13 protein-coding genes are annotated in these 14,919 nt (G+C 66.7%); 10 read left to right on the plus strand and 3 right to left on the minus strand.

Annotation, left to right across the window (positions count from 1 at the left end):
• The first annotated feature begins 165 nt into the window (after window positions 1-165).
• From G5C33_RS04065 to G5C33_RS04110, 10 genes are all read left to right on the plus strand, one after another.
• A complete protein-coding gene (locus tag G5C33_RS04065; protein WP_165326038.1) occupies window positions 166-2,574 on the plus strand; it encodes a sensor histidine kinase in 2,409 nt (802 codons plus the stop codon).
• The gene (locus G5C33_RS04070) at window positions 2,561-3,214 is read left to right on the plus strand and encodes a response regulator (protein WP_165326039.1); all 654 of its coding nucleotides are present in this window, start codon (window positions 2,561-2,563) and stop codon (window positions 3,212-3,214) included. The genes G5C33_RS04065 and G5C33_RS04070 overlap by 14 nt, the downstream gene beginning before the upstream one ends.
• A gap of 189 nt (window positions 3,215-3,403) precedes the next feature.
• A complete protein-coding gene (locus G5C33_RS04075) occupies window positions 3,404-3,934 on the plus strand; it encodes a hypothetical protein (protein WP_165326040.1) in 531 nt (176 codons plus the stop codon).
• 35 nt (window positions 3,935-3,969) lie between these two features.
• Window positions 3,970-4,455 carry a hypothetical protein gene (locus G5C33_RS04080; RefSeq protein WP_165326041.1) on the plus strand — a complete coding sequence of 162 codons (486 nt, stop codon included), beginning with the start codon at window positions 3,970-3,972 and terminating at the stop codon, window positions 4,453-4,455.
• A gap of 77 nt (window positions 4,456-4,532) precedes the next feature.
• Complete coding sequence (locus G5C33_RS04085) at window positions 4,533-5,015, plus strand: hypothetical protein (RefSeq protein WP_165326042.1); 483 nt, start codon at window positions 4,533-4,535, stop codon at window positions 5,013-5,015.
• 11 nt (window positions 5,016-5,026) lie between these two features.
• Entirely contained in the window at window positions 5,027-5,530 is a 504-nt protein-coding gene (locus G5C33_RS04090; protein WP_165326043.1) for a hypothetical protein, read from the plus strand.
• A complete protein-coding gene (locus G5C33_RS04095) occupies window positions 5,527-6,048 on the plus strand; it encodes a hypothetical protein (RefSeq protein ID WP_165326044.1) in 522 nt (173 codons plus the stop codon). The genes G5C33_RS04090 and G5C33_RS04095 overlap by 4 nt, the downstream gene beginning before the upstream one ends.
• A 10-nt stretch (window positions 6,049-6,058) precedes the next feature.
• On the plus strand, window positions 6,059-6,796 hold the full coding sequence (locus G5C33_RS04100) for a fimbrial biogenesis chaperone (RefSeq protein ID WP_165326045.1): 738 nt from the start codon (window positions 6,059-6,061) through the stop codon (window positions 6,794-6,796).
• A 91-nt stretch (window positions 6,797-6,887) separates the two neighbouring features.
• Window positions 6,888-9,350 carry a fimbrial biogenesis outer membrane usher protein gene (locus G5C33_RS04105; RefSeq protein WP_165326046.1) on the plus strand — a complete coding sequence of 821 codons (2,463 nt, stop codon included), beginning with the start codon at window positions 6,888-6,890 and terminating at the stop codon, window positions 9,348-9,350.
• Window positions 9,347-10,267, plus strand: a complete 921-nt coding sequence (locus G5C33_RS04110) for a hypothetical protein (RefSeq protein WP_165326047.1) — start codon at window positions 9,347-9,349, stop codon at window positions 10,265-10,267. Before G5C33_RS04105 ends, G5C33_RS04110 begins: the two co-directional genes overlap by 4 nt.
• 43 nt (window positions 10,268-10,310) lie before the next feature.
• Here G5C33_RS04110 and G5C33_RS04115 read toward each other — a convergent pair whose 3' ends face one another.
• From G5C33_RS04115 to G5C33_RS04125, 3 genes are read right to left on the minus strand one after another with little or no spacing between them, the layout of a single operon-like run.
• The gene (locus tag G5C33_RS04115; RefSeq protein ID WP_165326048.1) at window positions 10,311-11,543 is read right to left on the minus strand and encodes a TolC family protein; all 1,233 of its coding nucleotides are present in this window, start codon (window positions 11,541-11,543) and stop codon (window positions 10,311-10,313) included.
• Window positions 11,540-11,839 (minus strand): DUF3240 family protein, encoded by a 300-nt coding sequence (locus G5C33_RS04120; protein ID WP_165326049.1) that lies wholly within the window; start codon window positions 11,837-11,839, stop codon window positions 11,540-11,542. Before G5C33_RS04120 ends, G5C33_RS04115 begins: the two co-directional genes overlap by 4 nt.
• The gene (locus G5C33_RS04125; protein WP_165326050.1) at window positions 11,832-14,915 is read right to left on the minus strand and encodes an efflux RND transporter permease subunit; all 3,084 of its coding nucleotides are present in this window, start codon (window positions 14,913-14,915) and stop codon (window positions 11,832-11,834) included. The genes G5C33_RS04120 and G5C33_RS04125 overlap by 8 nt, the downstream gene beginning before the upstream one ends.
• Window positions 14,916-14,919 lie beyond the last annotated feature (4 nt).

Below are 14,919 nucleotides of genomic sequence, written 5' to 3' on the forward strand. Positions count from 1 at the left end.
ACCCCGCACCGTCTTTGCCATCGGGAGAGTCGCGTAGCGCCACGACGATACACGCGCCGCCGCAAGGGGCTTGGTGAGATGGTTGCCTGACGCTAACCCTTTGCAAGGGCAATCGGGGTTTGGGGGGCGGGAGGTGTTGCAGCGGTTGCTTTTCCGGGCCCGACGATGACCGGAGCGGACGCCGCGGTCGCGCGGCTCCCCGACGGTGGCTTCGACCAGCTGTATCTGTGGAACGCCTATGCCATCGGCTTTCTGGCCGAGCTGATCCTGCTTGTCCTGGTGCTCGCCTATCTGGGGCGGCGGATGGTGGCCGATATCCGGCGCGGCCAGCCTTCGGTGTCGATGGCGTTCCTGCTGATCACGATGATGGCGCTGTTCGTGGCCACGCTGTTTTCGTGGATCCGCGCCGGGATGGTGGCCGAATATCAGTATCATTCGCTTCCCTGGATCAGCCCCTGGCTGGCCATCGCCATCTTCGCGCTGGCGCAGTTCGCCTATCGTTTCCCGGTGGCGATCGGCGGTCCCGTGGAGCGCGCCGTCGCCACCGCGCTGCTGTGGGGCTATGTGCTGGTGGAAACCGCCGTTGCGTTCGCGCGCGCGCTCGCCGCCGCGCAAGGCGATGTCCAATATCGTTCCAGCCATCTCGACCTGTTTTTGCTGGCGGCGCTTTGCTGGTTGCTGGTCGTGCTAGTCCGCCAGCGCCTGTCCGCCCGCGGGACGGTGCACGCCGCCGCGGCGCGCGGGTTTCTGGGGATCGGGCTGATGATGATGGCCCAGTGTCTCACGCTGACGCTGCGCAGTTACGCGCTCCTGGCCGACAGCATCGCCGAACTGATCAACTGCTGGCTGTTCCTCGGCCAGATCGCGGGCATGGCGCTGACCTATCTCAACACCATGCCCGAGCGCAGTTCGTTCATGGTCAAGCTGTCGGGCATCTCGGTGACGATGCTGCTGGTGCTGGTGGTGGGGCTTTCCTGGCTGGTCTCGCCGGTCATCAACGATTCCTATCGCGATCCCGACATGGTCCGCGCGGGCGACGCCTATCGCTTCGAGCCGACGGCGGAGGGCGGATATCGGGTGATGGCGATACCCTTCGCCCCGGAAGCGGAATATGGGGAGTGGGTCGGAGCGGACGGCACCGCGCTCCCGCTTCCCTTCGCCTTCCCCTTTTACGGCAAGGAATATCGCGAATATTATCCTTCGATTGACGGGATCATCGGGTTTGACGTGCAGCCGTCATGGCGAAGGTCGCTGGCGACGCGAGGCTATCAGCCGCAGATATTCGTGCTGATGGCCGCGATGATGGAGGGCGGGACGCGGCTCGACTGGATCGATGTCGGCTTCGCGGTCCGCTCCGAGCCGGATCGCATCCTGCTGAGCTGGCGCAACGTGCCCGCCAGGATCGAGGGGAGCGGCCGGTACAGCGCCCAGATGTGGCTGTTCGCCGATGGCGCGATCGAAATCCATTATCTGGAAATGCCGCATCATCTGCCGCGGGAAATCTATTCCAATCAGGTCCCCTGGGAGATCGGGATCATGCCGGGTGTCGTCGGTGCAGACGCACGCCTGTCGCTGGGATCGATCGGCGCCGGTGTGGAGGGGCCGCCGGGAACCGGGCTGATTCAGGATTATCAGCGCGACTTCCTGGAATATGTCGACCGTTTCTACGCGCCGATCGCAGTGTTCACGGTGCTTGCCGCGTTCCTGGTCGTGGTGTTGCTGCCGGCGTTCCTGCGGTTCAATCTGGTGGCGCCGCTCGCCGATCTGCTGAAGGGGGTGCAGCGGTTTCGCGGCGGTGCGCTCGAAACCAGCGTGCCCGTGCATTTCCGGGACGAGATCGGCTTCCTGTCGTCCTCATTCAATGCGATGGCGGAAGCGCAGCACGATCTGGTGCAGACGCTGGAACAGCGCGTTGCCGAGCGCAGCGAGCAGCTCTCCCGGCTTGCCGCGCGCAATGCCCAGCTCGAGGAACGCGACCGGCTTTCCGGCGACTTGCACGACAGCGTCAGCCAGACCCTGTTCTCCGCCGCGATGCTTGCCGATATCCTGCCCGATCAGGTGCGCAGCGATCCGCAGGCGGGCGAAGCGACGCTCGCCCGGATCGGCCGGCTCAATCGTCACGCGATCGAGGAAATGCGGATGCTGCTCAACGAACTGCGCAGCAGCAACCTGGCAGAGCACCCCGTTGCCGGGCTGATCGCCGAACTCGCGGCCCGGGTGGGCGCCGAAGAGGGGCTGGCAATCGATTTTTCCGGGGCGGATAACATGACGGTGCTTCCCGTGGCGGTGCAAACCATGTTCTATCGCACGGTACAGGAAAGTCTGAACAACATCGTGAAACATGCCCGCGCCAGCCATGTCGATATCCGGTTCGAAGCCGACGAGTGGCACGCCGCCCTGCGCGTTCGCGACGACGGTGTCGGATTTGATCCAGGTGGAAAGGGTGGCGAGCGTTTCGGGTTACAGATCATGCGCGACCGTGCGCGCAGGCTGGGGGCGCGGCTGGAAGTCCGCAGCCGCGCCGGCGAGGGATCGGAGATCGAATTGCACTGGGAAGCCGATGGCGCCGAATGACACCGCGATCCGCGTGCTGGTGGTGGACGATCACATGGTCGTCCGCGCCGGGCTGCGCGAAGTGCTGGGCCATCTCGACGGGATCACGGTCGTCGGCGAGGCCGAGGACGGGGAGGAAGCGCTTTTCCTGTGTCGCCGCGAAGCGCCGCATGTGATCCTGATGGACGTTCGCATGGCGGGGATGGGCGGCGCGGCGACGTCGCAGATCATCATCCGCCACAATCCCGATATCCGCATTATCGCGCTGAGCAGCTTCGATGACCCCAGAACGGTGGCGTCGATGCGCGACGCGGGGGTGAGCGGCTTTCTTCCCAAAAGCGTATCGGCGAACGAACTGCGCGATGCGATCCTGCGCGTCCATGCCGGGGAAAACCTGTTTCGCGAGGATGCTTCGCGGGCGGTGGCGAGTGGCGGCGAGGCACGGGGGGGCGAGGGTGCGCTGCCGCCGCGCCAGCGCCGCGTGCTCGCGTTGCTCACCAAGGGCTTCACCAATGCCGAGATCGCCGACTACCTTTCGATCTCGGTTCCCACCGCGCGCTATCATGTCAGCGAAATCCTGACGAAGCTGGGCGTTTCCAATCGCGCAGAGGCCGCCGCCCATGCGGTGCGCGAGAAACTGATCGACGAACAGGATTTCTGACGACTGACCGTTTTCGGAACAGTCGACCGGGGGCGACCTGTACATTCGTCCAGTCCGACCTGTCCGGTCGTCCAGTTCGTGCGGCGACATCCCGCTCTATTCTCAAGCACATGGTTAGCGGGGGGCTAACGATTCGAGGGGGCGGCCGCTGTCGGACAGCGCCGGACACCATCGTTGGGGGGAGCGAGCATGGGCAGTGCCGGCGGGCCGGGACTTTGGCGGATGGGGACATGGGCGGCGCTGGCGCTCATCCTCGCCCTGACTCCCGCCGCCGCTGCCCATGCCGCAGACCCGGAAACAGCCGGCGATAATGTGAAGCTGCTGCTGAGCGGCACCATATCGCCGCGCTGCGCCTTTCTCGAGGACGATATCGAACTGCGCATCGGCGCGGATAACAGCGCCAGCATCGATCTGGCGTTCACGTGCAATCTTGCCGATGCGGCGCCCGTAACGATCGCCATCCAGAGCGCGCGGGGGGCGATGCAGGACCGGGAGGGGGAACGAACGATCGGCTATTCGCTGCGCTGGACCGCGCAGGGCGCCGATCGGGTGGCGAACGCCGCGCAGACGGCGAAAGGCCGGCCGATGCAGGTCGACGTGCCTGCGGGGGGAGCGGGAACGATCGGCCGGGCACGGCTGACCGTGCAGTCCGACGGGGAACCGATGGCTGCGGCCGCCGGCGAATATTTCGACGAGATCATCATCACCGTTTCGCCGTGACACCGAAGTCGTCGGCGAACCGATTCAGGATAGGAATGGCAATGAAGAAAATCTGTTTCGCAACGGCCGCGGCGGGGGCCGCGCTTTTCGCCGCAATGCCCGCCCATGCGCAGTCGGTCGAGGTCTCTGTGTCCGCCCAGGTGGACGAAGCCTGCTTTTTCGACCGCGGAGTGAATCCGACGATCCAGCTTTCCAATGATCAGACGTCCGGTGATCTGGCGCTGGGCTTCGTCTGCAACTTCGATGGCGCCGCCCAGATCAGCGTCACGTCGCTCAACGGCGGCCTCATGCCGGATACGTCGGAAGAGCCCGTCCCGGCGTTCGCCTATTCGCTTTCGGTCGGGCCGCTTTCCGGTCCCGCAAGCGACTTCGCGGAAGGCGGTCCGCTCGCGGGCCCGCAGACGTTCGGAAACGTCACCAGCATCGTGCCCGTGCCAGTGCCGGTATTCGTGTCGTTCAAGGCCGTTGGCCTTCCGGCCGGCAACTATTCCGACACTGTCGCGATCTCGATCGCGCCGTAAATCCGGTCGGGCGCGGACCCCAACCCATGCGCCGCGCCCGATCGGAACCCCGCTCTCGCATCCCGTTGGAGGATATCATGAAGAGAATCGCTTATGTGGCGGCGGCGCTTGCGCCGTGCTGCTTTGCTTTGCCCGCACAGGCGCAGGATGCCAGCGTCGCGATCCGCGGCACGCTTGCCGAGGAATGCACGATCAAGACGCCCGAAGCCGCTGCGATCGACCCGGCTTCGGCCGCGCCGCAATCGATCGGCACCGCGTCGGTGGTCTGCAATTTCGTCGGCGCGCCGACGATGCGCGTCTGGTCGCTCAACGGCGGCCAGATCGTTTCGCCGGCTTCGGAGGAAAACGGCCAGACCGAACAGGCGCAGCCCTACAGCTTCGCCTTTGACGGGGTGTCGCTCGGCAAACTCGGCAAGGATCAGGAAGGCGCCTCCTACGTGCCGCTCGCGGTCACCGCATCGAACACGGCGCATACCGCCGACGCGCAGATCACCATCGCCACCCCGGCGACCGTCGCCGGTACTTATTCCGACATCATCTACGTTTCGATCAATCCCTGAAGAGGCGTGTTGTGACTCCTTTCGGTCGCGGTCGGCCGTATCTGTTGCTGTTCCTGCTGGCACCGGGCGTCGCCCATGCCCAGCAGGACAGCGTCCGCATCGTCGGCGCGCTCACGCAAACCTGTGCCATTTCCTATGATTGCGGCGGCAGCGACCGATGCAACCAGTTGCGGCTCGAGGATCGCGTCAATGCGCAGGATACCGTGGAAGTGACGATATCGTGCAATTTCGCCGGCGACGGGGCCACGATCGAACTGCGCTCGCTGAACAGCGGTGCCCTGCGCGCGCCGCGCGACAATATGCCGCTCGATTATTTCGTCAGCCTGTCGGGGATTTCGGGCAGCGAAGTGACCGAGCAGCAGCTTTCGGTGCCGTTGCGGGTTTCGCTGCGCCCCGAAACCCCGGCGCGCGACATGACGGGGATGGTGCGCGTGCGGATCGATGATCGGCGCGAATCGCTGGTCGCCGATCGCTATACGGACAGGGTCTCGATCACGATCCTGCCCGAGTCATGAGGTGCTCGGCCACGTGGCGCGGGGTGTTCGGCGGCTGGCTGATGCTGGTCATGACTGCTCCGGCGGCGGCGCAGCTTTCGCAGACGACGGGTCCGATCGAAATCGGCGGCGAATATGACAGCGAATGCCGCATCGAAGTGGGCGAAGTGCTCAGCGACAGCACGACCGGCGGCAATCTCGCCGTCGTGCCGCTGGAGATCGCGTGCAATTCGGCCTTCACCATTCACGGGTCGAGCGGGCTCGGCGCGTTCCTGGTGCCCGACGCCGATGCGCCCGACGGTTTCGCGCGGCTGCGCTACCAGGTCGAATGGCCGGCTTCCCTCGTCGATGGCGGCGGCAGTTCGATCGCACCCGGTTTCACTGCCGATGGCGAGGCGTGGCAGGGGGGATTGCACGCCGTAAGCGGTGCGACGCGCGAGCCGCAATCGGCGGTGATGATCATACGTTATCAGGCGCCGCCCGACCCGGAGGCGCAGGTTATTCCCGACATCTTCATCATTGAACTCGAACAGAATTGAGGGCCGAGCGATGCAATTCTTCACGCGCAAGCAACTGGTTCGCATCGCGGTGATCGCCACGCTGGGGCTCGCCGCACCGGCGCTGGCCTATCGCGTCTCGCCGATGATCTACGACCTCGATCCGTTCGGGCCGGGCGCGACCAAGGTGTTGCGGATCGAGAATGACGGCGACAAGCCGATCACGGTCGAAATCGTACCCGAAAAGCGCAGCTTCGATATCATGGGCGCCGAGAAACGGACGCCGGCCGAAGAGGATTTCCTAATCTTTCCGCCCCAGGCGGTGATCCAGCCCGATGCCACTCAGGCGGTTCGCGTCCAGTATATCGGCGAACCGGGCCTCACGCGGTCGGAAACCTATACGGTGACGGTGAAGCAGGTGCCGGTGCAGCTGCCCACCGAAGCGCAGACCGGGGTCCAGTTCCTGTTCAACTTCTCGACGCTCGCCAATGTCGTTCCGGCCGGTGCCTCCGCGGACGTGCGGCTCGAAAGCGTCACGCGCGAGGCGGACGGATCGGTCCGCCTGGGGTTGCGCAACGCGGGAACCAAATATGCCAATCTGGCGACCGCAAAGGTGACGCTGACCGGCCCGGGAATCAGCTATGAGGTGCCCATCGAGGCCTGGCGCGAGGCGCTGGGAACCGCCTGGCTGCTGCCCGATCTCGAACGTGTCGTCCTGCTGCCCGCCGAACTCGGCGTGCCGGAGGGAGTGGCCGCGGGTACCATTGTCATCCGCGACAGCGACCGCTGACGCGAAAACCGGCCCGCACCCCTTGGCACAGCACAGGCGATATGGCGGCGGCCTTCTGACAGGCTGCGCAACGGCGGCGGCGATCGCCGTTATGGCGCCGCCGGCAGTGCAGGCGCAGGATGCCCTGGCGCCCGCCGAACGCGTTTTCCGAGTCACGCTGCCTTTCCTGTTCGACAAGAGCTACAAGGGCGACATCACTTCCGAAGTGACCACCGGCGGATCCGTTCGAGTCGATGTCGAGCGCATGATCGCGCTGTTCGGTGATCGCATCGCACCGGCGACCGCCGACGCGGCGCGCGCGCTGGCCGATGACGCGGGCATGGTGCCGATCGCGCGGCTTGGCGATATCGGCATTGATGCCAGTTACGATGCGGAGCGGCTCGAGCTTGATTTCGCGATCGCGGCGGAGCGGCAGGGCGTGCAGACATTGTCGGCGGCGGCGATCGGCTCCGGGCGGCACCGGAGCTATATCCCCGAAAGCGGTTTTTCCGCCAGCGCGACGGTTACGGTCTTTCAGCAATATATCTGGTCCTCGCAGACCCGGACGACGGGATTCGAGCCGGTCAGCCTGTCGAGCGACATCGCGGCCAATCTGGGCGGCGCGGACGGGGTGAGCCTGTTTGGTCAGCTCGAATATGACGGCGGGCGCGGCGGCGGATTCGATCGCGGCAATTTCCAGCTGTTCCACGATGATGAAGCGCGCGCGATCCGCTATGCGCTCGGCGATATCGCGCCGGGGACAGCGGGCTTCCAGACCTCGCCGCTGATGGGCGGGCTATCGGTCGAGCGGCGCTATGGCGAAATCCAGCCGTTGCGCAGCATTCGCCCCTCGGGCCAGTTCAGCTTCGTCCTCGACCGGCAAAGCACGGTCGACGTCGTAGTCAACGGATCGACCCTGCGGACGCTCCAGCTTTCGCCGGGCCAGTACAGCCTGCGGGACTTTCCCTTCTTCAACGGCCTCAATCAGGTCGAGCTCTATGCCGTCGACGATGCCGGACGACGGCTGATCGCGACCTTTTCGCAATATTATTCGGCGCGGCTGCTCGATCGCGGCATCCTCGAATTCGGCGTCGATGCCGGCGTGCTTCAGAATCGCGGGGGCGGCGATCGCTATGGCGGCGCGCCGGCGTTCAGCGGCTATGCGCGCTACGGCCTGACCACCAACCTGACCGTCGGCGCCAATCTTCAGCTTTCGGACGATCAATGGAATGCCGGCACCGAGCTGTCACTGGCGACTCCGGTCGGTACGATCGGGCTGCTCGCTTCGTACAGCGATCACGATGCGGCGGGGGACGGCGTCGCACTGCTTGCCAGCTATGAAGGCGCGTTCGGCGACCTCGGCCCGCTGCAGCGGGTGCGCGTCAATCTGGAGGCGCAGAAGACCAGCCGCAGCTTCACTGCGCTGACGCTCGCCACGCCCTATAACGCGATCGACTATCGCCTGTCGGGCCGCGTGTCGGCGGCGCTGCCGGCGCGCTTCAGCCTCGGCCTTGCCGCGTCCTATTATGCCGGGCGCGACGCCGAGCCCGATCAGACGCGCTATGCCGTCAACCTCAGCCGCAGCTTCGGTCGGCTGAACGTTACCGGATCGCTCGAACGGCTCGAACGATCCGATGCGCGCCCCGAAACGCGCGGCCTGCTGACGCTGTCGCTGCCGCTCGGGCGCCGTCGCAACCTGCGCGGCAGCTATGACACGCGCGCCAACAGCGCGACGGTGGAGCTTTCCAGCTATCGGCGCGACGAACTGGGCGGGCTGGGCTATCGCGTCGGCGTGTCGCGCAGCGACAGCGAAACCGATTTGCGCGGCGATGTCAGCTATGCCGCCAATCGCTTCCTCGCGCGAGTCAGCCACAATGCGGTCGGTACGGCCGACGGGCGGATCACCGGGCAGGTTTCCGACTACACCCTGTCGACGCAGATCGCGATCGCGGGCGGACAGCCGGCCTGGGGCCGCCCCGTCGGCGAGCGTTTCGCCATCGTGCGCGGGCATCGCACGCTCGACGGTGCCGCGATCAACGTGTGGCAGGGGCCGGTGCGCGAAAGGCCGCAAGGGCGCAGCGCAGCGACCGGCCCGGCGCTGGTATCGGTGGGCAGCGCCTATCTGCCCACGCAGTTGCGTGTCGAAGTGCCCGAAATCCCCCCCGGCTATGATCTCGGCCCAGGTATGTACTGGACCCGGCCGGGCCCGGCGAGCGGCTATCTGGTGACGGTCGGTTCGAATGCCTCGCGCGTCATTATCGGCACCGCCGTCGATGCCGGTGGCGCGCCGCTGCCGCTGCTCGGCGGCAAGCTGTTGCCCGTCGACCGGCCGGATGCGGAGCCGATCCTGTTCTTCACCAATCGCGCGGGCCGGTTCGTCGCCTCCGGGCTGGCGCCGGGCCGCTATGTGCTGCTGCTTGGCCCGCAGGGCAGCGGCCGCGCCGAAATCGCGCTGCCCGAACGGGCCGGCGCGAACATGCGTCTGGGCGAAATACGGTTCGAAGGCATTTCCGCGCCGCCGCCGCAGGACCAGACGGGTGCGGCGCAGGCGCCTGCTACGGGAGAGCAGCCATGACCATCGCCAGCTTGCCAAGCGGCGTCCGCTGGGTCGCATTTGCCGGTATCGCGGCACTGGTAGGCCTGTGCCCGGTGGCGCGGGCGCAATGCGACGCGCGGATCATCTCGGTTTCGAGCGACGCGGCGATCCATTATGATCCGTTCGAAGGCGACAAGGGCGTTCAGCAGCTTTCCGTGATCGCGCGCGCGTCGGGGCATGCCGACTGTCTGTGGGGCCTGTCGCTGGTCAGCGACCTGCCCGCGACCGACTGGGAGCTGGACGGGCCCGATGGCGGGCGGTTGCGCTATCGCATTCTCGATCCGGCGGGCGCCGAATATCGCAATGATGCCGAAAGCGCGCTGCTGGTCCGTCTCCCGCCCGGCGAGGAGACGCTGTTGCCGCTGCGGCTCGAAATACCCGGCGGGCAAATGTTCGCGGCGGGTGCCTATCGCCAGCTGGTGCATCTGCGCCTCGTCGCGCTGGGCGGAAGCGGCGCGAACGATGTCGCGACGCAATCGACGATGATCACAGCGATCGTTCCGGCCCGCGCACAGATCAATCTCGCCGGCAGTGCCGGTGCGTTCGGTGGCGGCGACTTCGGCTTTGCGGGGCTCGATTTCGGCGAACTCGAACAGGGGGAAAGCCGCACCGCCTTCCTCCAGCTGCGCGCGACGCGTCCGGTGACGCTGCATATCCGCAGCGAAAACGGCGGTAATCTGCGGCGTGTCGGGGGCGACGACCGGTTGCCCTATCTGTTGCGGATCATGGGCGAGGAAGTGCGGCTGGACGGCGCGACGGCTTCGGTCGCCGCCGATCCGCCGCGGACGATGGAAGGCGAAAGCTACGGCATCCGGGTGACGATCGCCGGCGATCCCGGCGCGCTTGCCGCGGGCGAGTATCGCGACATCGTCACGATCGAAGCCGTGCCGAACTGAGCGATACCCGGCGGGGCGCATGAATGGCGCCCCGGCGTGCGGGTCAGTCTTCGTCGGGCGCCCAGACGGTATGCGAATCGATGCGAATCTTGAGAATCGCGCGCAGTGCTTCGCCGCGGGCGCGAATTTCGGCGCGGCGCGCCTCGATCTCCTGCCGGCGGACATAGAGCATGTCGGCCATGTCGATCGCGCCGAGGCGATAGCCACGCTGGGATCGCCGCGAGGCAGAGGATGCCGCATCGACAGCACGGCCGGCCGATTCCCAGGCGGACATGCGTGCGCCCACGGCAACCGCGTCGCTTCTCGCGGTTTCCGCCACTTCGCGGCGAACGCGTGCCTCGTCGAACCGGGCGGCTCCGGCTTGCGCACGCGCCTGATCGGCGACCGAGCGGCGATATCCTCCGCCAAGTGGCAGCGAGAAGACCAGCCCCGCGCCGCGTTCGGCGCCGCTGCGCTCGCTGAACAGCCGTACGCCGACCGAGGGATCGGCGAACCGGTCGCGCTCGATGCGCATCGCCACGGTGTCGAGCCGCTCGGCATCGCGCGCGGCGGCGCCGATCTCGTGGCTGCGGCTGATCACCAGCGCACACAGTGTGTCGATGCTTTCGGGCGGCAATTCGGGTTCGGTCATTGGCGGGGCCTGCGGCGGCAGCGGCAGGCCGGGAAAGGCGCTTGCCAGCGCGACGCGCGCCTGCGCCTCGGCGGCGCGCGAATCCGCCAGCCGCGTTTCGGCGAGCGCGAGCGCCGATTCGACCTGGTCGACATCGAGCCAGGAAGCATCGCGGACATCGGCGCGGTCGCGGATCGCGCGCAGCTCGGCACGGTAGTTGGCGACCGCCTCGGCATCGAGACGCACCAGTGCGCCGGCGATCTGCCAGTCGTGCCAGCGGTCGGAGAGCATCAGTGCGGCCTGATGGCGCGCATCCTCCTGCATATTCTCGGCGACCTCGACTCCCAGTTCGCCCGCGCGCCGGTCGAGCCGCGCCTTGCCGGGCAGGCGGAAGGCGCGCGTGACGGTGCCGTCAAATTCGTCGAACCCGCCTTCGCGATCGACGCTGCGGCGCAGATAGCTGCCGCCTACGGTAACCTCATGCGGACCGCGGCGGAGCATTCCCGCTTCAGCGCGCGCCGCTGCCACACGCTGGGCTGCGGCCTCGACCGATGGATGGCTGTCGAGCGCTTGCGCGATTGCCGGCTCGGGCGGGAGATCGGCACGCTGCGCCAGCGCGGGCGCGGCAGCGAACAGCAGCGCGGCAAGGAAAAGGGGGCGTTTCATTCGCATCTCCCGCTGGCGAGAACCGCGACGGCATGCCAGCGTATCGGCAGGCGCCGCCGCGCGGTACGGGCGGCTTCGACGGTCGGCTCGACGTGATCCCGCGAAACCAGCAGCTGGAGCAGGCTGCGGCGCAACTCGCCCGACACCTGTTCGGCGGTGTCGGCGTCGCCGAAATCATGGCCATGCACGGCCTCGTCGATTTCATGGACGGCTACGCCGGTTGCGTCGCGCAGCGCGCGTGCGATCGCAGTGGCGTCGGACCGCGCGCAGTGAATGGTGAGCAGGACGTCAGCCATCGACCAGTTCCTCTCCATGCTCTTCGCGTCCTTCGCCGAAGCGTTCGTAGAGGATCGGCAGCAGGATCAGCGTCAGCAGCGTCGAGGTGATCAGCCCGCCGATCACCACCACAGCGAGCGGTCGCTGGATTTCCGAACCCGGCCCGGTGGCGAAAAGCAGCGGCACCAGCCCGAACGCGGTGATCGTTGCGGTCATCATCACCGGGCGCAGCCGCCGCTCGGCGCCGACCCGCACGGTTTCGGCGAGCGGCACGCCCTCGGCGCGCAGCTGGCGGAAATAGGCGACGAGCACGAGCCCGTTGAGCACCGCGATGCCGAGCAGCGCGATGAACCCTACCGAGGCGGGAACCGACAGATACTCGCCCGAGAGCCACAGCGAGACGATGCCGCCGACCATCGCGAAGGGAATGTTGGCGAGGATCAGGATCGAGGCGCGCAACGAACGCAGCGTGGCGAACAGCACGAAGAAGATGAGCAGCAGCGCCACCGGGATCACCAGCATCAGCCGCGCCGAGGCGCGCTGTTGATTCTCGAACTGGCCGCCCCAGACGAGCCGGTATCCGGCGGGCAGCTTCACTTTCGCAGCGACCGCCGCTTGCGCCTCGTCGACATAGCCGACCAGATCGCGGCCCGAGACGAATGCCTGCACCAGTGCATAGCGTGACCCGTTTTCGTGATCGAGCTTCACCGGCCCTTCGACGCGTTCGATCCGCGCCATGTCGCTGGCGCGCGCCGTTACGCCTGCGGGCGTGCGCACCATCACATCGCCAAAGCGCGCCGGATCGTTGCGCAGCGCTTCGTCGCCGCGAATGACGATGGGCACGCGCTTCTGCCCTTCGGCGACGACACCGGCATGGACGCCCTCGACCTGCGAGCGCATCGCGTCCTGCAGCATGTCGACCGGCATGCCATAGCGCCCCGCCGCCGCGCGATCGATCCGCAGCTGGAGATAATCGACCTGGTCGTTGGCGACGGTCATCACTTCGGCGGCGCCGGGCACACCGCGCAGCACGCCCTGGATCTGCCCGGCCAGATCGGCGAGCATATCGGTGTCCGGCCCGAAAATCTTGACCGCCAGATCGCCGCGCGCGCCGGTGAGCATTTCCGAAACGCGCATTTCGATCGGCTGGGTTATCGTCGGCTCGATGCCCGGCACGCCTTCCATCGCGGCGCGCATGCCGTCGATGATCAGCTGCTTGTCGCCGCGCCATTGCTCGCGCGGTTTCAGCTTCACGAAATTGTCGGCTTCGTTGAGGCCCATCGGATCGAGCCCCAGCTCGTCCGATCCGACGCGGGTGATCATGCTTTCGATTTCGGGGACCTGCGCCATCACTGCCTGCTGGACGGCCAGATCGCCCGCCACCGAGTGATCGAGGCCGATCGTCGGCAGCTTGGTCGTCTGCAGGATCACCGATCCTTCGTCCATCGTCGGCATGAACGTCTTGCCCACGCCGCCATAGGCGAACACCGCGAGCACCAGCCCGAGGAAGGACAGGCCATAGACGACCGGCTTTCGGGCGAAGGCGCCGTGGAGCAGCGCGCGATAGCGCGGCGCCATCTGCCGCATGATCCACGGATCGCCATGATGCCCGCGCAGGCCGAAAGAGGACAGCACCGGCACCAGCGTGAGCGCGAGCAGCAGCGATCCGGCGAGCGCGAAGACGATGGTGAGCGCGACGGGTGCGAACAGCTTGCCCTCCAGCCCCTGCAGCGAAAGCAGCGGCAGGAACACCAGCGCAATGATGACGATGCCCGCCGAAACCGGCACGATCACGTCACTGGTCGCGCGGAACACCTTGTTGAGCCGCGGGTGGCTGCCCTCCGCTTCATGGCTCAGCCGCTCGACGATATTCTCGACCACCACGACCGCGCCGTCGACGAGCATGCCGATCGCAATGGCGAGTCCTCCGAGACTCATCAAATTGGCCGACAGCCCCATCCCCTTCATGAAGAGGAAGGTGATCAGCGCCGCCATCGGCAGCGTGACGGCGACGATCGCCGCCGCGCGCCAGTCGCCAAGGAAGAGAATCAGCAGGATCACCACCAGCACCGTGGCTTCGAGCAGCGCCTCCTCCACCGTGCCGACGGCGCGGGTGATGAGATCGGAGCGATCATAGAAGACCGAGAGGGTGGTGCCCGCAGGCAGCGTTTTTTCGAGTTCGGCGATGCGCTCGCGCACGCCGTCGACCACCTTGCGTGCATCGGCACCGCGCAGCGCGATCACCAGCCCTTCGACCGCTTCGCCCTTGCCGTCCTTGGTCACCGCGCCATAGCGCGTCAGGCTGCCGGTAGTGACGGTGGCGAGATCGCCGACGCGGACGATCCCTTCGGGACGGCTGGCGACGACCACCGACTCAAGGTCGCCGGTCGACTGGATCGCGCCCACCGCGCGGACGATCAGCGCCTCTTCGCCAGTGGAAAGGCGCCCGGCGCCGTCGTTGCGATTGCCGCTTTCGATCGCGTCGCGCAGATCGGCAATGCTGACGCCCGCCTGCGCCATCGCGGCGAAATCGGGACGCACTTCGAAGGTGCGCACCGCGCCGCCCAGCGCGTTGACGTCCGCCACGCCGGGCACGGTGCGCAGTGCCGGGCGGATCGTCCAGTCGAGCAGCGTCCGCTTCTCCTGAAGGCTGAGCGGTCCTTCGATGGTGAACATATAGACTTCGGAAAGCGGCGTGGAGATCGGCGCGAGCCCGCCCGCGACCGACGCCGGCAAGTCGCCCATCACTCCCGACAGGCGTTCGGTCACCTGCTGGCGCGCCCAGTAGATGTCGGTGCCTTCGTTGAAATCGATGGTGATGTCGGCGATCGCGTATTTCGCCGTCGAGCGCAGGATCGCCTGATCGGGCAGCCCCAGCATTTCCATCTCGATCGGCGTGATCACGCGGGTTTCGACTTCCTCGGGCGTCATCCCCGGCGCCTTCAGGATGATCTTGACCTGAGTGGGTGCGATATCGGGATAGGCATCGACCGGGAGGGTGACGAAGGCCCAGGCACCGAGCCCGGCGACTACTGCCGCGAGCGCCAGCACGAGCAGGCGATAGGAAAGCGCGGCGGCGACGAGCGAACGCAGCATCGGC

The sequence above is a fragment of the Sphingosinithalassobacter tenebrarum genome (assembly GCF_011057975.1).
Lineage (GTDB): Bacteria > Pseudomonadota > Alphaproteobacteria > Sphingomonadales > Sphingomonadaceae > Sphingomonas > Sphingomonas tenebrarum.